General features: G+C 72.5%; 19 protein-coding genes. 10 read left to right on the top strand and 9 right to left on the bottom strand.

Translation table 11 applies throughout. The features are described 5' to 3' along the window. Positions 1 to 24 precede the first annotated feature (24 nt). The 3 genes from ABZU32_RS01035 to rpsT all read right to left on the bottom strand — a co-directional run bounded on the left by ABZU32_RS01035 (position 25) and on the right by rpsT (position 6,746). The gene (locus ABZU32_RS01035; RefSeq protein WP_354915382.1) at positions 25 to 2,724 is read right to left on the bottom strand and encodes an FtsX-like permease family protein; all 2,700 of its coding nucleotides are present in this window, start codon (positions 2,722 to 2,724) and stop codon (positions 25 to 27) included. Next, positions 2,721 to 6,041, bottom strand: a complete 3,321-nt coding sequence (locus ABZU32_RS01030) for an FtsX-like permease family protein (RefSeq protein ID WP_354915379.1) — start codon at positions 6,039 to 6,041, stop codon at positions 2,721 to 2,723. The genes ABZU32_RS01035 and ABZU32_RS01030 overlap by 4 nt, the downstream gene beginning before the upstream one ends. Before the next feature lie 432 nt (positions 6,042 to 6,473). Continuing rightward, entirely contained in the window at positions 6,474 to 6,746 is a 273-nt protein-coding gene (gene rpsT, locus ABZU32_RS01025; protein ID WP_354915376.1) for a 30S ribosomal protein S20, read from the bottom strand. A gap of 375 nt (positions 6,747 to 7,121) precedes the next feature. Between rpsT and lepA the strand changes: the two genes are divergently transcribed. After that, positions 7,122 to 8,948, top strand: a complete 1,827-nt coding sequence (lepA, locus tag ABZU32_RS01020) for a translation elongation factor 4 (RefSeq protein WP_354915835.1) — start codon at positions 7,122 to 7,124, stop codon at positions 8,946 to 8,948. 174 nt (positions 8,949 to 9,122) lie between these two features. Next, positions 9,123 to 10,340 carry a radical SAM family heme chaperone HemW gene (gene hemW / locus ABZU32_RS01015; RefSeq protein WP_354915373.1) on the top strand — a complete coding sequence of 406 codons (1,218 nt, stop codon included), beginning with the start codon at positions 9,123 to 9,125 and terminating at the stop codon, positions 10,338 to 10,340. 71 nt (positions 10,341 to 10,411) lie between these two features. On the opposite strand, the gene ABZU32_RS01010 is transcribed toward hemW, so the two are convergent. The 3 genes from ABZU32_RS01010 to ABZU32_RS01000 are packed head-to-tail and all read right to left on the bottom strand — an operon-like array spanning position 10,412 to position 13,368. Further along, positions 10,412 to 11,500 carry a DUF4870 domain-containing protein gene (locus tag ABZU32_RS01010; protein WP_354915370.1) on the bottom strand — a complete coding sequence of 363 codons (1,089 nt, stop codon included), beginning with the start codon at positions 11,498 to 11,500 and terminating at the stop codon, positions 10,412 to 10,414. Continuing rightward, entirely contained in the window at positions 11,497 to 12,321 is an 825-nt protein-coding gene (locus ABZU32_RS01005; protein ID WP_354915368.1) for a DUF3097 domain-containing protein, read from the bottom strand. The genes ABZU32_RS01010 and ABZU32_RS01005 overlap by 4 nt, the downstream gene beginning before the upstream one ends. A gap of 21 nt (positions 12,322 to 12,342) precedes the next feature. Then, entirely contained in the window at positions 12,343 to 13,368 is a 1,026-nt protein-coding gene (locus ABZU32_RS01000; RefSeq protein ID WP_354915365.1) for a hypothetical protein, read from the bottom strand. Positions 13,369 to 13,768: 400 nt separating this feature from the next. Between ABZU32_RS01000 and hrcA the strand changes: the two genes are divergently transcribed. From hrcA to ABZU32_RS00985, 3 genes are read left to right on the top strand one after another with little or no spacing between them, the layout of a single operon-like run. Continuing rightward, positions 13,769 to 14,779, top strand: coding sequence for a heat-inducible transcriptional repressor HrcA (gene hrcA / locus ABZU32_RS00995; protein WP_354835049.1), 1,011 nt, complete (start codon positions 13,769 to 13,771; stop codon positions 14,777 to 14,779). Continuing rightward, a complete protein-coding gene (gene dnaJ, locus ABZU32_RS00990) occupies positions 14,780 to 15,919 on the top strand; it encodes a molecular chaperone DnaJ (protein WP_354835047.1) in 1,140 nt (379 codons plus the stop codon). Further along, positions 15,916 to 16,641: a 16S rRNA (uracil(1498)-N(3))-methyltransferase gene (locus ABZU32_RS00985; protein ID WP_354835045.1), complete on the top strand. Its 726-nt coding sequence runs from the start codon at positions 15,916 to 15,918 to the stop codon at positions 16,639 to 16,641. Before dnaJ ends, ABZU32_RS00985 begins: the two co-directional genes overlap by 4 nt. 227 nt (positions 16,642 to 16,868) lie before the next feature. Here the strand turns inward: ABZU32_RS00985 and ABZU32_RS00980 are convergent, their stop codons facing one another. Together ABZU32_RS00980 and ABZU32_RS00975 are read right to left on the bottom strand one after the other, a co-directional pair. Then, on the bottom strand, positions 16,869 to 17,594 hold the full coding sequence (locus ABZU32_RS00980) for a hypothetical protein (protein WP_354915362.1): 726 nt from the start codon (positions 17,592 to 17,594) through the stop codon (positions 16,869 to 16,871). Beyond that, positions 17,591 to 18,070, bottom strand: coding sequence for a SigE family RNA polymerase sigma factor (locus tag ABZU32_RS00975; protein ID WP_354835444.1), 480 nt, complete (start codon positions 18,068 to 18,070; stop codon positions 17,591 to 17,593). The genes ABZU32_RS00980 and ABZU32_RS00975 overlap by 4 nt, the downstream gene beginning before the upstream one ends. A 273-nt stretch (positions 18,071 to 18,343) precedes the next feature. Between ABZU32_RS00975 and ABZU32_RS00970 the strand changes: the two genes are divergently transcribed. The 4 genes from ABZU32_RS00970 (at position 18,344) to ABZU32_RS00955 (ending at position 21,689) form a co-directional block, all read left to right on the top strand. Further along, positions 18,344 to 18,688, top strand: coding sequence for a histidine triad nucleotide-binding protein (locus tag ABZU32_RS00970; RefSeq protein ID WP_354915359.1), 345 nt, complete (start codon positions 18,344 to 18,346; stop codon positions 18,686 to 18,688). Positions 18,689 to 18,931: 243 nt separating this feature from the next. Further along, positions 18,932 to 19,888 (top strand): PhoH family protein, encoded by a 957-nt coding sequence (locus tag ABZU32_RS00965; protein ID WP_354835442.1) that lies wholly within the window; start codon positions 18,932 to 18,934, stop codon positions 19,886 to 19,888. Positions 19,889 to 19,896: 8 nt separating this feature from the next. Beyond that, on the top strand, positions 19,897 to 20,376 hold the full coding sequence (gene ybeY, locus ABZU32_RS00960) for an rRNA maturation RNase YbeY (protein ID WP_354835039.1): 480 nt from the start codon (positions 19,897 to 19,899) through the stop codon (positions 20,374 to 20,376). After that, a complete protein-coding gene (locus ABZU32_RS00955) occupies positions 20,373 to 21,689 on the top strand; it encodes a hemolysin family protein (protein WP_354915355.1) in 1,317 nt (438 codons plus the stop codon). Before ybeY ends, ABZU32_RS00955 begins: the two co-directional genes overlap by 4 nt. Before the next feature lie 211 nt (positions 21,690 to 21,900). On the opposite strand, the gene ABZU32_RS00950 is transcribed toward ABZU32_RS00955, so the two are convergent. After that, entirely contained in the window at positions 21,901 to 22,629 is a 729-nt protein-coding gene (locus ABZU32_RS00950; RefSeq protein WP_354915857.1) for a hypothetical protein, read from the bottom strand. Between the two features lie 124 nt (positions 22,630 to 22,753). Here ABZU32_RS00950 and ABZU32_RS00945 point away from each other — a divergent pair, with 124 nt between their 5' ends. Continuing rightward, positions 22,754 to 23,188 (top strand): hypothetical protein, encoded by a 435-nt coding sequence (locus ABZU32_RS00945; protein ID WP_354915854.1) that lies wholly within the window; start codon positions 22,754 to 22,756, stop codon positions 23,186 to 23,188. Positions 23,189 to 23,242 lie beyond the last annotated feature (54 nt).

The following is a 23,242-nucleotide window of genomic DNA, read 5'->3' as shown; positions in this document are numbered from 1 at the left end:
CGGTGGGCGGTGTCGGTGTGGCGGTCATTCGCCCACTCGCAGGGCCGAGCCGAGGGAGCGGTGGGCGCCGAACCTCGCGTGCAGGAACGCGCCGAGCACGGAAACGGCGGCCAGTCCGGCGGCGAGCAGGACGGGTGTGGTGGGGCTGAGCCGGTAGTCGCCGACGGTCAGGGCGCCGGCGTAGGCGCTGAGGTCGATGGCAGGCCCGAGCGCGGCGGGCAGCGCGAGGCCGAGCAGCAGCCCGGCGCACGCGGTGAGCAGGATCAACGGAGTGATCTCCAGGACGGTCAGGGCGGACGCCTGGCGTTCGGACAGGCCGAGGGTGCGCAGGTAGGAAAGGGCGCGGGCCCGCTCGGCGGCGCCGATCACCAGCGCGATGATGACGGTGAGCAGCGCGTACACGGCCAGGGCGGCGGTCACGACGCGGAAGCTGGTCATGATCGTGCCGGCGAGCGGCGTCGCGGTGACCTGGCGCAGCGACTCGTCGAAGGTGGACACCAGGATGTCGCGACGGTTGCCCGTGGCCGCTTTCAGCTTGGCGCCGTCGATGTCCTGGCCGGCGATGAGCAGCATGGTGGTGAAGGTGCGGAACCCGGCCCGCTTCGAGGCGTCGTAGGGCACCACGATCAGGTTGTTCACCGTGAAGCTCACGCCGGGGAGCCCTTCGCGGATGACGCCCGCCTTGGTGAGCTTCATGCGGACGTGCCAGCCGATCTCGAAGGAGCTCATGCCGGCCAGGTCGGGTGAGACGAGGGCGGGGATGGCGGCGCCGGGCAGGCCGGGCGCGGCGTGCGGGGGGTCCAGCGGGCTCCCGGCCAGGATGCGCCGGTAGGCGTCGAGGTCGACGGCCACGACGGTCGCCGTCCTGCCGCCGAGGCCGACCTGGGCGATGCCCTTGTCCGCGGGGAGGATCTGCTGAACGCCGGGCACGCGGCGGACCCGTTCGACGACGTCGGTGGGCAGTTCGGCGGACGCCTCCACCCGGGCGGCGGCCCCGGTGGCCTGCCAGGCGGCCAGCCGCTGCGTCTGCTCCAGCGCGCCGCCGACGACCGCTCCGTACACCGAGACGGTCAGCGCGGGCAGCAGGATCAGCACGGGCAGCGAGGTGACCGATCTGGCGCGGGCCGCCAGGGTCAGCCCGACGAACGGGACGGCGGAGCGCGCGCGGGCGGCGGCCCAGACGATCAGCCGCAGCGGGTAGGGGTAGCAGCGCAGCGTGATGAGGGCGGCGGCGACGGTGAGCGCGGCGGGCACGAGCATGAGGAACGGGTCGGCGCCCTGCCGCAGCGCCTGGGTGGTGAGCCCGCGGGTGCGCAGCAGGTAGGCGCCGGCCAGGGCGAGCACGACCACCACGACCTCGAGGGCGATCCGGCGCGGGGACGGGCGGCGCGCGACCACGTCGTCGCGGCGGTCCTCGATCGGACTGCGGTGGCCGGCGGCCAGGCGGGCGGCGGTGAACGCGATCGTGACCAGGGTGATCAGCAGCGGGCCGAGGTGCACGATCGGCGTGGCGGGCCCGGGGAAGGCGAACGTCAGGCAGTAGCCGGCCAGCACCGAGGGGACCAGCGCCAGGGTGACGGCGCCGGTGCCGGTGAGGACGATCTGGCGCAGCGACGCGCCGCGGGCCCGGGCCAGGGTGAGGCCGCTCCGCATGCGTTCGGCCAGCAGTTGCACGGCCAGGGCCAGGACGCCGACGGCCACCGTGATCAGGCCGCCCAGGATGAGGAACATCAGCGTCTGCGCGGTGCTGAGCCGGTCGAGGAACTTTCCGAGGACCTGCGGCAGCGCAGTGTCAAGGTCGTAGGGGGCGATGCGGATCTGCGGGTCGTAGGTGATGGGCCCGTTGGCGTCGGTGACGATCGTCCGCAGGTACGCGCCGATGCCGTCGATCACCGGAGCGGCGTTGCGGGCGGTGAGCGCCCTGTTCTGGACGCCGAGGACCCACAGGTACCTCAGCGCCCGGGCCTCGCCGCTCAGCTTGGCCAGCGACTGCGGGCTGGTCAGGCCGGTGATGTAGAGCTCTTCGGCGTCCAAGTTGGGCTGGCGCAGGACGGTCACGGTCAGCAGGTCGTTGTTGTGCTGCCAGTAGCGGTCGCGGGGGTTCAGGGCCTGGTACAGCCCGGTGACCCGTGCCAGCGAGGGACGGCTGTTGCCCAGGATGAGCGTGGCGCCGATCGGGATGCCCATCTTGTCGGAGGCCTGCTTGGACAGGGCGATCTCGAAGAGCGTGACGTCGGTGAGCTCCGGGCGGCCGGGGACGCGGGCGAGGGTGACCGGGGCCCCGGGCGGCGCGCCCGCCACGTACCGGATCCGCCGGTTGGCGCCGGACAGCCAGGCCATGTCGACGTACTGGTACGGGCGTGCACCGCCTTCGAGGCGGCCCGCGACCGGGGTGCCGATGGTCTTGGCCCCGTAGTGGCTGTCGGCGCCGGGTCCGTGGTCCATGACCTGCGCCACCGGGGCGGGCAGCAGGCCGCGGAAGTGCCGGTCGCCCGCGGCGAAGGCGTTTTCGGTGCCGAGCGCGCTGGTGCTGGGCGCCCGCACCTCGACGGTGACGTCGGTGAGGCTGGCCGCGGTGTCGTCCAGGACGCCGTGCAGGGCGTCGTCGTAGGACCGCTCGAACGCCCGGGGCAGCGCGCACACCAGCAGCGTCGCGCTCAGCGCCAGCAGCGCCAGTACGGTCGCGGCGCCCCGGTGGACCCTGAGGAGAAGCAGCGGGTTCATCGGTCCTCTCCGATCCGCAGTGCCCGGCCGAGACCCTGCCGGCGGAGCGAGCGGGCGAGACCGCCCACGATGGCGAACAGCAGCGCGGCGACCACGGCGAGCAGGGCGGCGGTGGCCGGCCAGGGGATGTCGAGCAGCACCGACGGGGTCACCGAGACCGCCTGCCCGGTCAGCACGATGTGCGGGACGACCAGGCTCGCGACGGCGATGGCCAGCACCGTGCCGCCCGCGAGCGACAGCCCGATGAGGAAGGTCTGCTCGACGGCCAGCAGGCCGAAGATCTGCCGGAAGCTCATGCCGAGGGCGCGCAGGATCGCGAACTCGGCGGTCCGCTCCCGCGCCGCCACGGCGGCGTTGACCAGGAAGCCGAGCACGGCGAAGATCAGCGCGGCGACGAAGCCGAGGATGAGGGCGCCTTGCAGGCCGCTGGCGAGCGGGTCGTCCCTCAGCCGCTGGGTCAGCGAGCCGAGGTCCACCACGGTCTGGTCCCATTCGGGGTGGTGGGCCAGTTCGGTCGCCGCCGCGGCGGTGTCGCCGTCTCGGGTGGCCATCCACCACTCTCCGGCCGCGCGCGGCACCCGGGCGGCGAAGACGTCCCTGGTGAGCATGGTCGGCAGGTCGGCGAGGATGGCGGGCGTCCCCGCCGGCGTGCCAGGCATCGACGCGACGATGGCCGCCACCTGGACCTTCAGCTGCTCGCCCTCCATGTTGATGGTGGCGGTCCTGCCCTCGGTGAGGTTCTGGGCGGAGGCGAGGTCGGCGGTGAGCACGACCGGGACCGGCCGGAAGATCGCCCCCGCGGAGCCGTCCAGGTGCGGGGCCAGATCGGTGGCGGGCAGCGCGGCGGGCGCGGCGACGAGGGCCAGGTGCTCGGGGTCGCTCTGCCGGGGCGGCTTCTGCGCCTTGGGCGCCGGGACGGCGAGCGAGAGCAGCGCCGGGCCGCCGGTGGCGGTGATCTTGGAGGCGTCGACGTGGCCTTCCCCGCGCAGGACGGGGCCCCACCGCAGCGCCTCGGGCAGGACCACCGGGGCGCCGGTGTCGGTCCGCGCGCCCGAAAGCGCCAGCGTGAGCCCGCTGCCGCTTGCGGGCACCGGCACGTCCATGAGGAACCCGCGCAGGTTCAGCGGGTAACTGAGAGCGCCCGTCCGCCCGGCCAGGGCGGCGAGGTCGACGGTGACGGGGTGGGAACGGCCGTCGGCGGGCAGCGGCCCGATCTGGACCTCGCGGTGGGCGCCGAGCGCGTCCGACAGCAGCACCTGGATCCGCAGCCCGTCGTATCCGGCCCGGTCGGCGGGCGCGTCCACGCCGAACCGCGCGGTCATCGACAGGCTTTTGGGCGTGCCGGGCAGAGGCAGGCCGGGCGCCGCGGGCCGTCCGGCGGTCAGGCGTGCGGCGATCGTCGGTACCGAGGCGGAGGACAGGTCGGGACGCAGCATGAGCAGGTGTTCCAGCTTGGCCGCGTCGGCGGCGAGCAGCGTGGGGTTGGCGCCGGAGAAGGAGGTGACCCCCCGGTACACGGGGCTGATGGCACTCACCCCGGCCAGCCCGCCGTAGGTGGCCCCGCGGCCGAGCGGCCCGAGCTCCGGGGCCTCCACCGGACCGGACACGCGCAGGTCCGCGGCGGCCTGGTGGCGGGCCTGGTCCCGCTGGGAGGACCGCCAGGTGGCGGCGGTGGCCATCGAGACCACGCCGATCGCCACCGCCATGGTCAGCAGCAGGGCGGGCCCGGAGTAGCGCAGCGGACGGCGGCTCACCTGCCAGGCGCCGAGCGCGGGCGCCAGACCAGGACGCCGCGAGGTGAACCGTTCGGCGAGCCGGGAGACGCGCGGCACCAGCCGCAGCCCGAGCATCCCGCCGCACAGCAGGGCCAGCGCCGGGCCGGTGACGATCAGCGGGTCGATGCCGAGGTCGCCGCCGGTGGTGGCGGTCACCGGGGCGCCGTAGTGCTGGAGCTGCCAGATCGCGATCGCGGCGATAGCGAGCAGCGCGATGTCGCCGCCGGCCCGCTCCAGCAGTCCCTGCCGCTCGCCCCGGCCGCGTACCGCCTGCTCCTCGACGTAGGTCCGGCGGGCGCCGCGCAGCGCGGGAAGGGCGAGCAGCACGGCGCAGGCCAGCGCGACGCCGGCCGCGAACGCGAAGGTGGCGGCGTCCGGCCGGGGGGTGATGCGCACCCCGGCCGCCTGGATCCACGGGATCGCGTTGACCAGGCTCAGCAGCGCGGGCGCGAGGAACGGCGCGACGACGGCGCAGGGGACGGCGACCAGCAGTGCCTCGGCGCCGGTGAGGACGGTCAGGCGCAGGCTGCCCGCGCCGCGCGAGCGCAGCAGCGCCATCTCCATGCGCCGGTGGTCGGCCAGCAGCCGCGCGGTCAGCACCAGCGCGTACGCGGCGAGCAGGAGCAGTTGCAGCACCGGTACGAGCATGGTCGAGCGGGCGACCAGCGCGGCCTGGTCGAGCTGGGTGAGCATGTCGGGCAGCCGGGTGAAGGTCGTGCAGGGCCGGCAGTCCCGCTGGAGGTCCTCGCCGACGGCGGACACCGAGGCGGCGAACGGCCGCAGGCGCTCGGGCGGCAGCCGGCGCAGGTCGGGCACCGAGGTCCAGGTGGCGGCGATGCTGGTGGCGGTGAACCTGGCCAGGAAGGTCGCACGCGGGACCATCAGGGGGCCGTAGGTCGTGTAGTTGCCCCGGTCGGTGCCCTTGCGGAGCAGGTCCTCGCCGTTCCAGCGGTCGGAGTAGGGGTCCTGGAGCTGGAAGACCCCGGTCACCTTCGCGCGCACGGGCTTGTGGTCCAGCCGGCCGACCACGGTGAACCCGCTCCCGGCGGTCAGGTTCATCGCCTGGGCGGCGGGCTCGGACAGCGCGACCTCCACCGTCCCGGTCTCCGAGGGACGAGGCCAGACGCCGGTGACCAGCCGGGCCGACCGTTCGATGCCGTCGTAGACGCCGAACCGGGTCAGATCGGGCTGCCGGCGCCGCTCCTGCCCGGGCATGGCGTAGGAGTCGGAGCGGGCGCTGAAGGTCAGGCGCTGCGGAACCTCGGCGCCGCCGTCCCGCACGCGCGCGGCCAGCCGGTCGCGGACCGACCGGTCGATCCGCTGGTAGGTCGCCTGCTGGACGGGCGCGGTGACGCGGATCGCGGTGAGGTCGGGGGAGGCCGTCTCCATCGCCCGGCGCACGCCGACCTGCGCGATGGAGGAGGCGTACATGGTGAGCGCGACCAGCGTGGTGGTGGCCAGCAGGATCGAGCCGAACGCCGCCAGCAACAGGAGCGGCTCACTGAAGGCACGCCGCAGCACCAAAGGTGTCCGCCCCCGCATGAAGCCCGCCTTCCACCTGCGCCGTTCGCGTCTTATGCACCTTACGAGCGGTTTTGTGGGGTAAGGGCTATGGGGAAGGGAAGGTGACGGACCCGATATCACCTGGCAACGGCCGTGTTATACCGAAATCGGGACAATCCCAGGTGTAACGTCGGCGGACGGCGGTTCGCCCGTGCCGCGGACGCCGTACACCGTCGGCCTGCGTGAGACGCCCGTCGCGGCGGCCTTCCGCTCTTGCCGTGGACGCCGTACCGGCCGTCACCGCCTTCACGCCCGGGACGTAGCCGTCGGGGCATCAGCGCTTACAGCCCGGGACGTACACGCGCGGTGGAGGGCGGGCATGCCAAAACGCCGCGTCCTACCTGGACACGGCGTTGTGGGATACCCGTACGTGCGGGACTGCCTGATCGCTCGGGCGGACGCCCGAGCGGATCACTCGGCGGTCTGCAGAGCGGCGACGCGCTTGGCGATGGCGGACTTGCGGTTGGCCGCCTGGTTCTTGTGGATGACGCCCTTGCTGACAGCCTTGTCGAGCTGACGCGAGGCGGCGCGCATGAGGACGAGCGCGTCCTCGGAGTTGCCCTGCTCGGCGGCCTCGCGGAACTTGCGGACCGCCGTCTTCAGGGAGGACTTGACGGCCTTGTTGCGCAGCCGGGCCTTCTCGTTCTGCCGGTTGCGCTTGATCTGGGACTTGATGTTCGCCACGAAGAAGCCTCGGTGAAAGTCGATGGATGGGGCGCGCGGGCAGAGAGGGCGCGCCACACGCAGGTGAACAGGTTACCAACATGCCGTGGCCGCCCTCAAATCGACAGACCATGGCATACGCCTGCGCCGTCATCCTAGCGCAGTGACGAGCTCGACGGTCTTGGTGCCCGGTAAACTGGAGGGCGAAGCGCGGCACCGACACGCCTGCGTGGCCGGCGGGCCCATTCGGCCGGCGGCTCCGGGCGCGTGTTGCCGCGCATCTGCTGTCCGGGTGACGCTGCCTGGGTGACCACCCGGGCGTGCCACCATGGGTGGCGGCTGGCCCGCCAGCCTCCCGATCCATCGTCAATCCTGCCGAAACGGACCCCGGTGCGCATCCACCCTGGCCAGACCGACCCCGCGTTGATCCGCAACTTCTGCATCATCGCGCACATCGACCATGGCAAGTCGACGCTTGCCGACCGGATGCTGCAGCTGACCGGTGTGGTCGACGCCCGGCAGATGCGCGCGCAGTACCTCGACCGCATGGACATCGAGCGCGAGCGCGGCATCACCATCAAGTCGCAGGCCGTCCGGCTGCCCTGGGACGGGCACGTGCTCAACATGATCGACACGCCCGGCCACGTCGACTTCACCTACGAGGTGTCGCGGTCGCTGGAGGCGTGCGAGGGGGCGGTGCTGCTGGTCGACGCCGCGCAGGGCATCGAGGCCCAGACGCTGGCCAACCTCTACCTGGCGATGAACGCCGACCTGCACATCATCCCGGTGCTCAACAAGATCGACCTGCCGGCCGCCCAGCCGGACAAGTACGCCGAGGAGCTGGCGGGCCTCATCGGCTGCGACCCCTCGGACGTGCTGCGGGTGTCGGGCAAGACCGGCGAGGGCGTCCGCGAGCTGCTCGACCACGTCGTCGCGCACGTGCCGGCCCCCGTCGGCGACGCCGCCGCCCCGGCCCGGGCGCTGATCTTCGACTCGGTGTACGACACCTACCGCGGCGTGGTCACCTACGTCCGGGTCATCGACGGGCAGCTCTCCAAGCGCGAGCGCACGATCATGATGTCCACCGGGGCGGCGCACGAGACGCTGGAGATCGGCGTCATCTCGCCCGAGCCGGTGCCCTCCACGTCGCTCGGCGTCGGCGAGGTCGGCTACCTGATCACCGGCGTGAAGGACGTCCGGCAGGCCCGCGTCGGCGACACCGTCACCACCACCGCGCGCCCGGCGAAGGAGGCCCTCGGCGGGTACGAGCACCCGAGGCCCATGGTGTACTCCGGTCTTTACCCCATCGACGGCGACGACTACCCCGAGCTGCGCGAGGCCCTGGACAAGCTGCGGCTGAACGACGCGGCGCTGGTGTACGAGCCCGAGACCTCCGCGGCCCTGGGCTTCGGGTTCCGCTGCGGTTTCCTCGGCCTGCTCCACATGGAGATCGTCCGCGAGCGGCTGGAGCGCGAGTTCAACCTCTCGCTGATCTCCACCGCTCCCAACGTCATCTACCGGGTGATCATGGAGGACGGCAAGGAGAACGTCGTCACCAACCCCTCCGAGTTCCCGCCCGGCAAGATCGCCGAGATCTACGAGCCGGTGGTGAAGGCCACGCTGCTCTCGCCCGCCGACCACATCGGCGCGATCATGGAGCTCTGCCAGAGCCGCCGCGGGTCCCTGCTCGGCATGGACTACCTCTCGGAGGACCGCGTCGAGATCCGCTACACCCTGCCGCTCGGCGAGATCATCTTCGACTTCTTCGACCAGCTCAAGTCGCGCACCCGCGGATACGCCTCGCTCGACTACGAGCCCTCCGGCGAGCAGGAGGCCGACCTGGTCAAGGTCGACATCCTGCTCCAGGGCGAGGCGGTCGACGCCTTCAGCGCCATAGTCCACCGCGAGAAGGCCTACGCCTACGGCGTCGAGATGGCCAAGAAGCTCAAGGACCTCATCCCGCGCCAGCAGTTCGAGGTGCCCATCCAGGCCGCGATCGGCGCCCGCGTGATCGCCCGTGAGAACATCCGCGCCATCCGCAAGGACGTTCTCGCCAAGTGCTACGGCGGTGACATCAGCCGTAAGCGCAAGCTGCTGGAGAAGCAGAAGGAAGGCAAGAAGCGCATGAAGATGGTGGGCCGCGTCGAGGTCCCCCAGGAAGCGTTCGTCGCCGCCCTTTCCACCGAGAGCGGCGGCGCCGCCGACAAGGCCGCCAAGAAGTGACCTCCGCCCCGCCGCCCACCGCGAGGGGCGACGGGGCGGCCTTTTCCCAGAGCTCCGCGGTTGTCCACAGGCGGCGGCCGGCAGGCCGGACATCGGGGACATCTCTCCTGCGTCGTCCGTGAGTTGTCCACAGGCGGTGCGGGGGCACGCCTCCGCGGGCGGCAGACTGGGGGCGTGCCTTCCGTACTTCTCGACGGCGACGCCGTTCCCACCTCGGGCGAGCTGCCCGCCGAGGCCCTGAAGGGCCTCGGCTCGCGGCCCTTCGGGTTCTACGTCCACGTGCCGTTCTGCGCCACCCGCTGCGGCTACTGCGACTTCAACACCTACACCGCGGCCGAGCTCGGCCCGGGGGCCTCGCGCGCCGACTACGCCGCCACCGCGATCGAGGAGATCCGGCTGGCCCGCAGGGTCCTGGGTGAGGCCGAGCTCGCGGTGGAGACCGTCTTCTTCGGCGGCGGCACGCCGACGTTGCTGCCCGCCCGCGATCTCACCGAGATCCTCCGGGCGATCGACGGCGAGTTCGGGCTGGCGCCGGGCGCCGAGGTCACCACCGAGGCCAACCCCGAGTCGGTCGATCCCGCCTCCCTCGAGCGGCTGCGCGCCGGCGGGTTCACCCGCGTCAGCTTCGGCATGCAGAGCGCGGCCGAGCACGTGCTCACCGTCCTGGACCGGCGGCACACCCCCGGCCGCCCGGCCCAGGCCGTGCGCGAGGCCCGCGACGCCGGGTTCGCGCACGTCAACCTCGACCTCATCTACAGCACGCCGGGCGAGACCGACGACGACTGGCGCGCGTCCCTGGCCGCGGCCATCGAGGCGCGGCCCGACCACGTCTCGGCGTACTCGCTGATCGTCGAGGACGGCACCCGCTTGGCCGCGCGCATCCGCAGGGGCGAGCTGCCCATGCCCGATGACGACGTGGCCGCCGACCGTTACGTCATCGCCGACGAGATGCTGTCGCAGGCCGGCTTCTCGTGGTACGAGGTCTCCAACTGGGCCGCTTCCGAGCAGGCGCGCTGCCGCCACAACCTCCTCTACTGGACCGGCGGCGACTGGTGGGGCGTGGGTCCTGGCGCGCACGGTCACGTCGGCGGCACGCGCTGGTGGAACGTCAAACACCCGGCGGCCTACGCCTCCCGGCTGGCGGCGGGCGCATCGCCGGGTCACGCGCGCGAGGTGCTGTCACAGGACGACCAGAAGGTCGAGCGGCTGATGCTCGAACTGCGCCTCGACTCCGGCTTCCCCCTCGCCGAGATCGCGCCGCCCGCCCGCCCGGCCGTCGCCCGCGCCCTGGCGGACGGCCTGCTGCAACCCGGGCCCTTCACCCGCGGCCGAGCCGTGCTCACCCTCAAGGGCCGCCTGCTGGCCGACGCCCTCATCCGAGATCTCACCTGACCGGCGAGGGGCAGGCATGTGCACTGAAGGGCGACTCGGGGCCCAGCGGGCGATCAGCGGTTCGGCAGGAGTCAGCTGATGAAGCGGATGTTGAAGGGGTAGCGGTAGTTCTCGCCGCGGTTGGCCGCCACCGCCGCCATGATCATCAGGATCAGCGAGCCGATGCCGACGACGATCATCAGCAGTATTCCGATGATCACCAGAACCAGGACGGCGGAGACCGCGTAGGCGATGAAGAGCGTGATCTGGAAGTTCAGCGCCTCGGCCGCCTGGTCGCGGACGTAGGGCGACTCGTCCTTCTTGACCAGGTACAGAATGAGCGGGCCGAGGAAGGAGGTCAGCAGGCCGAGCAGGTGGGCGAGCATCGCCAGGGTCGTGTCGTCCGACCCCGGGCGCGGCCCGAACCTGCCAGGGACGTGCGGCCCGCCCGGGTACCCCGCCGGCCCGTACCCCGGCTGTCCGTAGCCGGGCTGCCCATAACCGGGCTGTCCGTAACCGGGCTGTCCGTAACCGGGCTGTCCGTAACCGGGCTGTCCGTAGCCGTGTTGCTCGTAACCGGGCTGCTCGTATGCCGCCGCCTGGTAGGGCGGGGGTGGCGCGTACCCGTGCTCGGCGGCGCCGGTGTCCCGGTGCTCCGCGCCGTACCCGGCGGGCTCGTCGCGAGGGCGGTCGGCCGGCGTGGCGGAGGACGCGATTCCAGACTCCTGGACGGGCGTGGCGGGCGGTTCGAAGGCGGGGGGTTCGGCGGGGGCGCCGGGAGCTTCGGACTCGCGGTCCTTGGCCGGTGTGGCGACGGAGGATACGTCGCCAGGTCGGCCGGCGGGGGGCTCGAAGCCGGGTTGCCGGAGCGGGGCATCGGCGGCCGACTCGGCATCGGCGTGCCGGAACGAGGGCGGTTCGGAGCCGGACTGCTGGACAGGCGTGGCGGGTGGTTCGAAGGTGGGGGGTTCGGCGGGGGCGCCGGGAGCTTCGGACTCGCGGTGCTTGGCCGGTGTGGCGACGGAGGACACCTCGCCAGGCCGACCGACGGGGAGCTCGGCGTCGGGGTGGGGCGCCGGGGTGGTGGGGAGTTCGGAGTCGAGGGGGTCGGCCGGTGTGGTGGGGGGATCGGAGCGGGGGTGAGGGGCGTTGGTCTCGGGGTCGTTCGGAGGGTGGCTCATGGCGTCTCCTCGATCGACACGAAGTCGATCAGCTCCTCTACCCGGCCCAGAAGCTCCGGCTCGAGGTCAGTGTAAGTCCGGACAGCGCCGAGAATGCGGCGCCAGGCATCCGCCGGTTCCAGCCGCCAGCCCAGGGCCTCGATCACGCCTTCCTTCCACGGGATCCCGCGCGGGACCTCGGGCCAGGCGCGGATGCCGACGGCGGACGGCTTGACGGCGGCCCAGATGTCCACGAAGGGGTGCCCGACGACGAGCACGTGCGGAGAGGAGACCTGGGCGGCGATGCGGCTCTCCTTGGACCCGGGGACCAGATGGTCGACCAGCACGCCGAGGCGCCGTCCCGGGCCGGGCTCGAACTCGGCCACGATGGCGGGCAGGTCGTCCACGCCCTCGAGGTACTCGACGACGACGCCCTCCACCCGCAGGTCGTGGCCCCAGATCTTCTCCACGAGGGACGCGTCGTGCACGCCTTCGACGTAGATGCGGCTCTCTCGGGCGACACGCGCCCGCAGCCCCCCGACGGCGATCGACCCGGACGCGCTGCGGCCGGGCCCCGTGGACGCGGCCTCCGGCGCCGGTCGCACCAGCGTCACCGGCCTGCCCTCCAGCAGGAACGCGGCGGGCGCCAGCGGGAACACCCGCCGCCGCCCGAAGCGGTCCTCCAGGGTGACGGCCTCCTTGTCACAGGCCACCACGGCGCCGCAGAAGCCCCCCTCGGCGTCCTCCACCACGAGGTCGAGCTCGGCCGGGACCTTGGGGATCTTGCCGCGCAGCGGCCTCCGCCAGTCTCCGGCCAGCACGTCCCGTCCGTAGTCCCGCATACCTGGGCACGCTAGCAAAGATCATGCCTGTGGCGGTGCCCCCTGCGGCCACGCGGCGCCGTAGGGGGCGGCGGCCGCCGCCTGCCGCTTGCGGTTCCGGCCGCGCCGCACCAGGACGACGATCGTGGTGACGACCGCGAGCAGGAACCCGGCCAGCGGGATCAGGAACAGCGAGGCCACGCCTCCTGCGAGGGCGCCGGTGTCGGCGGTCAGCGACTTGCCGACCCCGAACAGCACCTGCTTGCCGGCCTCGGCCTGGCAGCTCACCTTGTAGGTGCCCGCGGCGGGCACGCCGATGTCGAACACGGCCTCCCACACCCGGCCGTCGGCGGACACCGTCTGGGACGCCTTGGGCGAGGTGAGATCGACCTTCTTGCCGGCGCCGTCCACGGCGAGGCAGTTGATGTCGGTGGGCCCGGACGCGGAGGCGTACAGGATGGGCTTGTCCTTCGGGTCCATGGGGACCGACACGCTGCCGCCGCTCTGGAAGGTCTGCGTGGGCGCCGCGTCGGTGATGGTCTTGAACAGGCCGCCGGCGAAACCCACGATGCCCACGACGCCGCAGATCACCGCGACGAGCCAGGCGAGCACGATCCACAGCACCCGCGGCCGCACCGGTCCGGGCGCGGCGGGCGCGGGGGAGGCGTAGAGCGGGTGCGCCGCCTCGGACGCGGGCCCGCCGTAGGAGGGGCCCCCGTACGAAGGCGAAGGCCCGCCGTAGGGAGGCCCGCCGTGCGAGGGCCCGCCATAGGAGGGCCCGTCGTGCGAAGGCCCGCCATAAGAGGGTCCGCCGTGCGAGGGGCCGCCTGAGACGCCGTACGGCCCGCCGGCGGGCGCGCCGTGCGGCGAGGAGCCGGCGGGAGCGCCGTAGGGGGAGGGCCCGGCGGGAGCGCCGTACGGCGGACCGCCGGAGGCGGGGCCGTGCGGGCCGGGGCCCGAGCCGGGCGGAGCGCTCTGCGGCTGGGGAGGCGTGCCCTGCGGACCCGAGGAGTCCGGACGCGGCGGTCGCCTCGTCGCGTCGGTCAGGCGGGGATCGATCTCGCTCATGAAGCGAGTCTGGATCAGATGACTTGCCGCCGAATAGCAACCCACTTGCCATCGGCCGGGCATCCGGCCGGGCGAGTGCCCGCCGTCGCTTGTCGCGGACCCGCGAGTCGGCCGTGCGGGGATCACTTCCACCGTCCGGGGGACCTACCGCACAACTTCACAAGGACGGGTGGGCGAGGTGGAGGTCTGGGGGGTGGGAGGGGCCACGTTTCCACGCCGGGGGGCGGTGGGCGGTGGTGGGATGGGCGGAGTCGAGCCGATTCGCGGGAGAGTGGGGAGGGTGGTGCGGTCTGAGTTATCGCACCCTGAGGCCCATGGCCGTACACTTGGCACTCGGGAACACTGAGTGCCAGACCAGGCGTTTACGCAGGCACGAACGCGAGGCAGGGAGGTGAGCACGTTGCTCGATGAACGCAAGCTGGCCGTTCTGCGCGCCGTTGTCGAGGATTTCGTGTCCACCAACGAGCCGGTCGGGTCGAAGGCATTGGCGGAGCGTCACAATCTGGGGGTCTCGCCCGCCACCGTGCGCAACGACATGGCCGTGCTCGAGGAGCAGGGCTACATCACACAACCCCACACCAGCGCGGGGCGGGTCCCCACCGACAAGGGCTACCGGTTGTTCGTCGACCGGCTGTCCCAGATCAAGCCGCTGTCGGCCGCCGAGCGCCGTGCGATCGAGACGTTCCTGGCGGGCGCCGTCGATCTCGACGACGTCGTGACCCGCACCGTGCGGCTGCTGGCGCAGCTGACCCGCCAGGTGGCCGTGGTGCAGTACCCGTCGCTCATCCGCTCGACGGTCCGGCACGTCGAGCTGGTGCCGCTGGCCGAGCGGCGCATCATGCTCGTGGTGATCACCAACACCGGCCGCGTCGAGCAGCGGGTCGTCGACCTGCCGGACGTGGTGGCCGACGACCAGGTCGCCCACCTGCGGGCGTTGCTGAACGCCTGCCTCGACGGATGCAGGCTCGGCCGGGTGGCCGAGACGGTCGCCGACCTTCCCGAACGGCTGCCCGAGGGCGACCGGCCGATGGCGACGACGATCCTGTCGGTCCTGCTGGAGACCCTGGTCGAGCGGCACGACGAGAAGATCGTCTTCGCCGGCGCGGCGAATCTCGCGGGCGACTTCAGCGTCGGCCTGCGTGAGGTGCTCGAGGCGCTGGAGGAGCAGGTCGTGCTCATGCGCCTGCTCGGCGAGGCGAACGACCACTCCGCCCTGACCGTGCGCATCGGCTCGGAGAACCCCTACTCCGGGCTTCACGGCACCTCGATCGTCGCCGCCGGGTACGGTTCGGGCGACAATGAACTGGCCCGGCTCGGAGTGCTGGGCCCGACGCGAATGGACTACCCGGTGACGATGGGAGCGGTGCGCGCAGTGGCACGCTATGTCGGCCAGATCCTGGCGGGATCCTAAGTGGCCCGCGACTATTACGGCATCCTCGGGGTGCGCCGTGACGCCACTCAGGACGAGATCAAGAAGGCGTATCGCCGCCTCGCACGTGAGCTCCACCCTGACATCAACCCCGATCCCGAGACGCAGGAGCGCTTCAAGGAGATCAATCAGGCGTACGAGGTCCTGTCGGACCCGAGCAAGCGCCAGATGTTCGATCTCGGCGCCGATCCCTTCGGCGGCGCCGGAGCGGCCGGCCCCGGCGCGGCGGGCTTCGGCGCGGGGTTCCCGTTCAGCGACATCATGGACGCCTTCTTCGGCGGCGGAGGCGGCGCGCGCGGCCCCCGTTCGCGGGCCAGGCGCGGGCGCAACGCCACCATCCGGGTCGAGCTCGACCTGGCCGAGTCGGCGTTCGGCACCACGCGCGAGCTGGTCGTGGACACCGCCGTGCTGTGCGAGGTGTGCCAGGGGTCGGGCGCGGCGGCCGGCACCCATCCCGACACCTGCGACATGTGCCACGGCCGCGGCGAGATCTCCCAGGTCACCCGGTCGTTCCTCGGCCAGGTGATGACCGCCAGGCCCTGCCCCCAGTGCGGCGGGTTCGGCTCGGTCATCCACCACCCGTGCCAGGAGTGCTCCGGCGACGGGCGGGTGCGCACCCGGCGCACGATCAAGGTCCGCATCCCGGCCGGCGTCGAGGACGGCACCCACATCCAGCTCGCCGGCGAGGGTGAGGTCGGCCCCGGCGGCGGCCCGCCCGGCGACCTGTTCCTCGAGATCGTCGAGCGCCCGCACGACACGTTCGAGCGGCGCGGCGACGACCTGCACTGCACGGTGCAGATCCCGATGACCGCGGCGGCGCTCGGCACGATCCTCACCGTGCAGACGCTCGACGGGGCCGAAGAGCTGGACGTGCGCCCCGGCACCCAGTCGGGTCAGGTCATCCCGCTGTACGGGCGGGGCATCCAGCGGCTCAACGAGACCGGCAGGGGCGACCTGCTGATCCACGTGAACGTCGAGACCCCCACCAAGCTGGACGCCGCCCAGGAGGAGCTGCTCAAGGAGCTGTCCAAGCTGCGTGGCGAAGAGCGCCCGCCGGGCAAGTTCGCGCCCGGCCAGCAGGGCTTCTTCTCACGCCTCCGGGACGCTTTTAACGGCCGATGAGCGTCCCGGTTTTCCTGGCCGACGACCTGTCCGGTGACGAGATCGTCCTCGGCGGCCCCGAGGGGCGGCACGCCGCCACCGTGCGGCGGCTGAGGGCGGGCGAACGGGTCGACCTGACCGACGGCGCGGGCGCGGTGGCCGAGTGCGCCGTGCGCGACGCCGGGAAGGACTTTCTGCGGCTGGAGGTCGTCGGCCGCCGCGTGGTGCCCGCGCCCGACCCGCGCCTGGTCGTCGTCCAGGGGCTGCCCAAGGGCGAGCGGGGCGAGCTGGCGGTCGAGATGATGACCGAGGCGGGCGTGGACGTCATCGTCCCGTGGGCCGCTGCCCGGTGCGTCACCCAGTGGAAGGGCGAGCGCGCCGCCAAGTCGCTGGCGCGCTGGCGCTCCACGGCCCGCGAGGCCGCCAAGCAGGCCCGGCGGTTCCACCTGCCCGAGGTCGCCGAGCAGGCGAGCACGGCCGAGGTGGCGGCACTGCTGCGCGGCGCCGCCGCGGCGGCCGTCCTGCACGAGGAGGCCGTCGTGCCGCTGTCGCGCCTGGAGCCGCCGGCGAGCGGCGACATGGTGGTGGTGGTCGGCCCCGAGGGCGGCATCACCGACGAGGAGATCAAGCGGTTCCAGGAGGCCGGCGCCGCTCCTGCCCTGCTCGGCCCGACCGTGCTGCGCACCTCGACCGCCGGCGTCGCCGCCGCCGCCGTCCTGCTCACCCGCTCAGGCCGCTGGTGAACTCTCCCGGACGCCGCCCCCGCTGACACCGCCGCCGCCGGCCGCGCCTAGGCCTGCGACTGCGATTGCGACTGCGACTGCGACTGCGACTGCGAGAAGCATCCGCCCACAGGGCGGCGCCGGCTCATCGAAAGCCCGGCTCACCAGCAGAGCCCTGCTCGCGAGGGCGTCGGCCTAAGACCGGCGCCGGGCCGGGAGGAGCCGCCGTGCCCTGGTCGGGACGGCGGCTACTCCTGGGAGGTGTTCGTGCTGCTGTCGGCCTCGGTGGTCATCAAGGGGGTGGCCGTGGGCGCCGGGGGGTCGCTGGGGGCCTGGGAGGCGGTCGGGGTCGGCTGCTCCACCGTCGGCCTCGGAGACGGCTTGGGGGTGGCCGAGGCGGTCCGCGTGGGCGTGGGCGTCGTGCTCTGGCGGCTCGGCGTGGGCCGCGGCTCGGTCGTCCGGTCGGGCTGCGACTCGGTGGCCGTGGGCTCCGCGCAGGGCTGCGGCGAATCCGACGCGTCCGGCTCCACGGCGGTGGGCGCGGCGGTGGCGCAGTCGTTGCCCGGCGACGCCGTCACCGAGGGCGAGGGGACCGCCGGCGCCGTCCCGCTGGGCGACGCGGCCGGCCGCGACGTCGGCGAGCCGACGACCGCCGACGACGCGTGGACGCCGTTCGGCGGGCGTTGCGTGCTCGACTCGTCGGGAGGTGAGGTGTCGTACTGCACCTGGATGATGTGCTGGCCGGTGCCGATCTGGACCTTCAGGCCCGGCACGAACATCACCACGGCGGCGGCCACCAGGACGGCGCCGAACGCCGAGGCGGCGGCTCGCCACCAAAAGATGCCCCGCACGCCGCGCTGCTCGATGCGGGTGCGGATGATCTGCAATCCTTCCGCGGAGGGCACGACAGAATCCGCCTCCGCGCGCAAGACACGGCGCAGGACCTCGCCGTACTCGTCGGGGGACTCGGTCATGACAATTGCTCCAGTGTCGTGCGTAGTGCGGCCATGCCGCGGGCGGTGTGGCTCTTCACCGCGCCCTTGCTGATGCCCATGGCGTGCGCGATCTCGGCCTCGGAGAGGTCGCCGTAGTAACGCAGAACCAAGGCCTCGCGCTGCCTGGTCGGAAGACCGCGCAGTGCCTCGATCACGGCGGACCGCTCGAGCTCTCCTATGGCTCCGTTCTCCGCGCTCGGCGCGTCGGGCAGCCCCTTGGGGGCGTACTTCTCCACGACGGCACGGTGGCGGAGCACTGAGCGCGATCGGTTGACGACCGACTGGCGCAGGTAGGCGAGTGCCTTGTCGGTGTCGCGCAGGCGGCGCCACGCCCCATGGAGGGCGACGAACGCGTCCTGCACGACTTCCTCCGCGGTCGCGGTATCGCGCACCAACAGCATGGCGAGACGCACAAGAGACCGATAGTGGGCGCTGTAAAGCGCCGTCACGGCCATGTCGGCGTCCCATCCGACGGGCACCGCCCCCAGCGACCTTTCGGCCACGAGGGTCTCGGTGGTCACATCTGTTGGACGCACGGCCTTTCCAGAGGGTTTACGCTCTGGCGATTCTTTAGGGGGCATGACCCAGTTGTGTCCTCGCCGATGGCCTGGCCGACACTGACCGCTGTCTGACGCTGAAGTGTCGCACACCAACCCTAGCCGCGCGGATCTTTCCGCGGGACCTCCTCGGTATTACCGATTGGCAACAGAGGTGACTACCATGCGGGCGTGACAGACTGCCTGTTCTGCAAGATCGTGGCCAAGGAGATCCCCGCCGCGGTCGTCCACGAGACCGAGCGCACGCTGGCCTTCAGGGACGTCAATCCCCAGGCGCCGACACACGTCCTGGTGATCCCCAAGGGGCATTACGAGAACGCCGCGGCGCTGGCCGCCGCCGACGACGGCCTGGCCGACGCGGTGCTGAAGGCCGCGCACGACGTCGCCGTGCAGGAGGGCGTGGCCGACACCGGGTACCGCCTGGTGTTCAACACCGGGCCGCAGGCCGGTCAGACGGTGTTCCACGTGCACGGACACGTGCTGGGCGGCCGCGGCCTCCAGTGGCCACCGGGCTGAGCCCGGCCCGGATACCATGGGGTAATCAACCGCGCGGTCGGGACGCAGCACCGGGCCGAAAGCCGCACGAGCGCGACCGACGACGCACAAGACCGGGAGGCGAGCAGGCCGCAAGGGCCGCCCATGTCCGAGTCATACGAACCCCGCAGCGCGCCCAACGGCGCGCGGACCACAAGCGAACCGCCTCGAACCAAGGGCCCGTCGCGCACGCAGGCCAAGGTGGTGATCCCCGACGAGCACCCGATGGTGACCATCCTCGGTTCCCGCGACGAGCTGCTGCGGGTCATCGAGGCCGCGTTCCGCGCGGACGTCCACGTCCGCGGCAACGAGATCACGATCAGCGGAAGCCCTGAGGAGAGCGGCCTGGTCGTCCGCCTCTTCGAGGAGATGGTCGAGCTGGCGCGATCGGGAGCGCAGCTCACCACCGACGCCGTCGAGCGCAGCATCGCCATGCTGCGCATGAGCTCCGGCCGTCCCGCCGACGTCCTGTCCCTGGACATCCTGTCCTCGCGCGGGCGCACGATCCGGCCGAAGACCGTGAACCAGAAGCGGTACGTCGACGCGATCGACAAGCACACCGTCGTGTTCGGCATCGGGCCCGCGGGCACCGGCAAGACCTATCTGGCCATGGCCAAAGCGGTGAAGGCGCTGCAGAACAAGGACGTCAACCGCATCATCCTCACCCGGCCGGCGGTCGAGGCGGGGGAGCGGCTGGGCTTCCTGCCGGGCACGCTCTACGAGAAGATCGACCCCTACCTGCGCCCGCTCTACGACGCGCTGCACGACATGCTCGACCCCGACTCCATCCCGCGCCTGATGGCCGCGGGCACGATCGAGGTCGCCCCGCTCGCCTACATGCGCGGGCGCACGCTCAACGACGCGTTCATCATCCTGGACGAGGCGCAGAACACCTCGCCGGAGCAGATGAAGATGTTCCTCACCCGCCTGGGCTTCGGCGCCAAGATCGTCGTCACCGGCGACGTCACGCAGATCGACCTGCCCGGCGGGCAACAGAGCGGCCTGAAGGTCGTCCAGGATATCCTCGAAGGTATCCCGGACATCCATTTCTGCAGGCTGACGAGCGCGGACGTCGTGCGGCACAAGCTGGTGAGCGACATCATCGACGCCTACAGCCGCTACGACGAGGCCACCGCCGAGCCGGCCGACATCAAGGGCGCCAAGCGCCCGCGGGGGAGATAACGAACACCATGAGTATCGAGGTGGCCAACGAGTCGGGCGTCGAGGTCGACGAGTCCTCGCTCGTCGAGCTGGCCGGTCACGTGCTCGGCCGCATGGGCATCCATCCGCTGGCCGAGCTGTCCATCCTGGTCGTGGACGAGGCGGCGATGTCGCAGCTCCACGAGCAGTGGATGGGCGAGCCCGGGCCGACGGACGTCCTGGCGTTCCCGATGGACGAGCTTCGGCCGAACCCCGGCGGCTCGCGTCAGGACGTCGACGCCCCGCTCGACCCGGCGCTGCTGGGCGACGTGGTGCTGTGCCCGCAGGTCGCGGCCAAGCAGGCGGCGGACGCCGGTCACAGCACCCGTGAGGAGCTCGAGCTGCTCTGCACGCACGGCATCCTGCACCTTCTCGGGTACGACCACGCCGAGCCCGAGGAGCACGCCGAGATGTTCGGGCTCCAGGGCGAGTTGCTCGACGCGTGGCGGGAGGTGCGGCGGGAGCCGTGAGTTCCCCCAGCGGATGGCTGTTGTCGGCCATCCTTCTGATCTTTCTCGGTGGCCTGCTGGCCAGCGCGGAGACCGCTCTGGCGCGCATCTCGCGGGTGCGCGCCGAAGAGTTCGCGCGCAAGGGCCGCCGGGGGGCGCAGCGCCTTCAGGCGATCGTCGCCGACCCGCCCCGCTACCTCAACCTGCTGCTGCTGCTCCGGCTGAGCTGCGAGCTGATCGCCACGGTGATCGTGACGCTGCTGTGCATCGACTGGCTCGGCGACAAGGGCCAGGCGTACGCCGTGGCGGCCGGGGTCATGATCGTGATCAGCTACGTCATCGTGGGCGTCTCGCCGCGCACCCTCGGCCGGCAGCACGCCGAGCCGGTGGCGCTGGCGAGCGCGCCGATCGTGTACGGGCTGACGCGCATCTTCGGGCCGCTGCCCAAACTGCTGATCATGCTGGGCAACGCCCTCACCCCCGGCAAGGGCTTCCGCGAGGGCCCGTTCACCTCCGAGGCCGAGCTGCGCGACCTGGTCGACCTGGCCGAGGAGCGCCGGGTGATCGAGCCGGACGAGCGCCAGATGATCCACTCGGTGTTCGAGCTGGGGGACACCCTGGTCCGCGAGGTGATGGTGCCGCGCACCGACATGGTGTTCATCGAGCGCGGCAAGACCCTCGGCCAGGCCCTGTCGCTGGCGCTGCGCAGCGGCTTCTCGCGCATCCCGGTGGTCGGCGAGAACGAGGACGACGTCGTCGGCATCGCCTACCTCAAGGACGTCGTCCGGCGGGTGCACGAGGCTTCGGCGGACGGCGACGCCGAGGGCGAGAAGATCGGCTCGCTGATGCGCCCGGCGACCTACGTGCCCGAGAGCAAGCCGATCGACGAGCTGATGCGCGAGATGCAGGCGCGCCAGATCCACCTGGCCATCGTGATCGACGAGTACGGCGGCACGGCGGGGCTGGTCACCATCGAGGACGTCCTGGAGGAGATCGTCGGTGAGATCGCCGACGAGTACGACCAGGAGGCGCCCCGGGTGGAGTGGCTGGAGGACGGCAGCGCCCGGGTGACGGCGCGGCTGCCGGTGGACGAGCTCGGCGAGCTGTTCGACATCGAGCTGGAGGCCGACGACGTCGACACGGTGGGCGGCCTGCTGGCCCACGCCCTGGGCCGGGTGCCCATCGCCGGTTCGCAGGCCACGGTGGACGGGCTGAGCCTGACCGCCGAGAGCACGGCCGGCCGCCGCAACCGCATCAGCACGGTGGTCGTGCGCCGCGTGGTCCCCGTCGAGGGGGACCAGCCCGTCCCGGCCTCCGCCGACCACGAGTCCTGACCCGCGCCCCGGTACGGCGTAGGCGCCGTACCGGGGCCGCGCGGCGGCTCACCGTCACCCGTCCCCGGCCGGGCTGCCGTCCCACCTACCCGGCAGGGCACGCGGGGCGTACCGCCCCCGGGACGCCGAGGACAAGCGCACGGCCCGGGTTCCAGCGGCGAGCCCTGGCACGCGTCCGGTGCGGCGCCCGCGCCGGCGTGGGCGGCGGGGGTCAGAGAGGGGCCTCGATGCTCTCCCAGAGCAGGGCGCTGAGGCGTGCGGCCTCCTTCTCGTCGCCGAGGTCGCGGTACTGCCGGCACGCGGCGATCAGGGTGCGGCGCGCGGCGGGCAGGTCGCCGTTCCTGGTGTAGGCCTCGCTGAGCGCCGCCGTCGTGCGCGCCTTGCCGTAGGCGTGCTGGAGGCGCTCCCAGAGCGCGGCGGCGGCGTGCAGCCGGTCGATGCCCTGATCGGGACGTCCTTCGGCGGTCTCCAGACGGCCGAGCCCGTGCAGGGCGATCGCGCGGCCGAAGTCGTAGTGGCAGGCGGCGCTGCGGGCCAGGCCGCGTTCCAGCGTCGCGCGGGCGTCGGGATGGCCGTGGTCGGCGTACAGCTGTCCGAGGTGGGCGAGCACCATGGCCTCCAGCAACGGGTCCGCGGAGGCCTGCGCCTTGGCGACGGCGACGCGCAACTGCTCGCCGCCTTCGGCGAACCGGCCGCACCGCTTGTGGATCACGCCGAGCAGCGCCCGGGCGACGGACTCGTCGCGGGGGCTGGCGAGCCGCCGCGCGATGGCCATGGCCTGTTCGGCATGGGCCCGCGCCTCCTCGAAGTGGCTGCGCTCGTTGTCGATGATGGCGAACTGCTGCAGCACGTGCAGTTCGCCGAGGGGATAGCCGCAGGCCCGGGCGATGGCGAGGCTCTCGCGCAGCCGGGACAGGGCCAGGTCGTGGTCGCCGCGCATCCGGTGGGCGTCGCCGCAGAGGTACAGGGCGTCGGCCTCGCCGCGCCGCTCGCCGAGCTCCCGGCAGCATGACGGCCTCGCCCAGGCGGTCCCCGGCCCGCCGGCAGGCGGCCAGGGCCAGCCGGTGCGTCCAGGTGCCCTCGGGGGTGTCGCGCAGCTCGTAGAACCCCTGGGCGGCCGCCGCCAGACCCCATGCGTACGGCGTCTCGCCGAGGGCGGCCGCCTGCCGCACCGCGGCGGCGATCGCCCGCCGCTCCGCCTCGAACCAGGTGAACGGATCGCCCACCATGGCCTCGACGCCGTCCGCGCCGTCCGCGCCGTCCGCGCCGTCCGCGCCGTCCGCGCCGTCCGCGCCGTCCGTGCCGTCAGGGCGATGGGCGTGATCCGTGCCGTCGAGGCGATGGACGCCGTGCGCGTCATCCGTGCCGTCGAGGTGATGGGCGCGGTCCGTGCCGTCCGCGCCGTCAGGGTGATCGAGGCGACGCGCGCCGTCGGCGTCGTCGGCGTCGTCGGGGTCGTCGGCCGCCTCCGGTCGCCAGCGGGACGCGGCCGGGCGTAACTCGGCCACCGTCCGCGCGGGAAGGCGCGCGTCGGCCTCCTCGGCGAGCAGCAG

This window comes from Sphaerisporangium sp. NPDC005288, from assembly GCF_040607475.1.
Lineage (GTDB): Bacteria > Actinomycetota > Actinomycetes > Streptosporangiales > Streptosporangiaceae > Sphaerisporangium > Sphaerisporangium rhizosphaerae.
Note: the sequence above shows the minus strand (reverse complement) of the source record. Positions and strands in the feature narration are given on the sequence as shown.

What these genes read in the sequence shown, in the direction of transcription:
- ABZU32_RS01035 (WP_354915382.1), bottom strand. Translation starts at nt 2,724, where the DNA reads ATGAACCCGCTGCTTCTCCTCAGGGTCCACCGGGGCGCCGCGACCGTA.
- ABZU32_RS01030 (WP_354915379.1), bottom strand. Translation starts at nt 6,041, where the DNA reads ATGCGGGGGCGGACACCTTTGGTGCTGCGGCGTGCCTTCAGTGAGCCG.
- ABZU32_RS01010 (WP_354915370.1), bottom strand. Translation starts at nt 11,500, where the DNA reads ATGAGCCACCCTCCGAACGACCCCGAGACCAACGCCCCTCACCCCCGC.
- ABZU32_RS01005 (WP_354915368.1), bottom strand. Translation starts at nt 12,321, where the DNA reads ATGCGGGACTACGGACGGGACGTGCTGGCCGGAGACTGGCGGAGGCCG.
- ABZU32_RS01000 (WP_354915365.1), bottom strand. Translation starts at nt 13,368, where the DNA reads ATGAGCGAGATCGATCCCCGCCTGACCGACGCGACGAGGCGACCGCCG.
- ABZU32_RS00985 (WP_354835045.1), top strand. Translation starts at nt 15,916, where the DNA reads ATGAGCGTCCCGGTTTTCCTGGCCGACGACCTGTCCGGTGACGAGATC.
- ABZU32_RS00980 (WP_354915362.1), bottom strand. Translation starts at nt 17,594, where the DNA reads ATGACCGAGTCCCCCGACGAGTACGGCGAGGTCCTGCGCCGTGTCTTG.
- ABZU32_RS00975 (WP_354835444.1), bottom strand. Translation starts at nt 18,070, where the DNA reads ATGGCCGTGACGGCGCTTTACAGCGCCCACTATCGGTCTCTTGTGCGT.
- ABZU32_RS00965 (WP_354835442.1), top strand. Translation starts at nt 18,932, where the DNA reads ATGGTGACCATCCTCGGTTCCCGCGACGAGCTGCTGCGGGTCATCGAG.
- ybeY (WP_354835039.1), top strand. Translation starts at nt 19,897, where the DNA reads ATGAGTATCGAGGTGGCCAACGAGTCGGGCGTCGAGGTCGACGAGTCC.
- ABZU32_RS00950 (WP_354915857.1), bottom strand. Translation starts at nt 22,629, where the DNA reads ATGCGCGGCGACCACGACCTGGCCCTGTCCCGGCTGCGCGAGAGCCTC.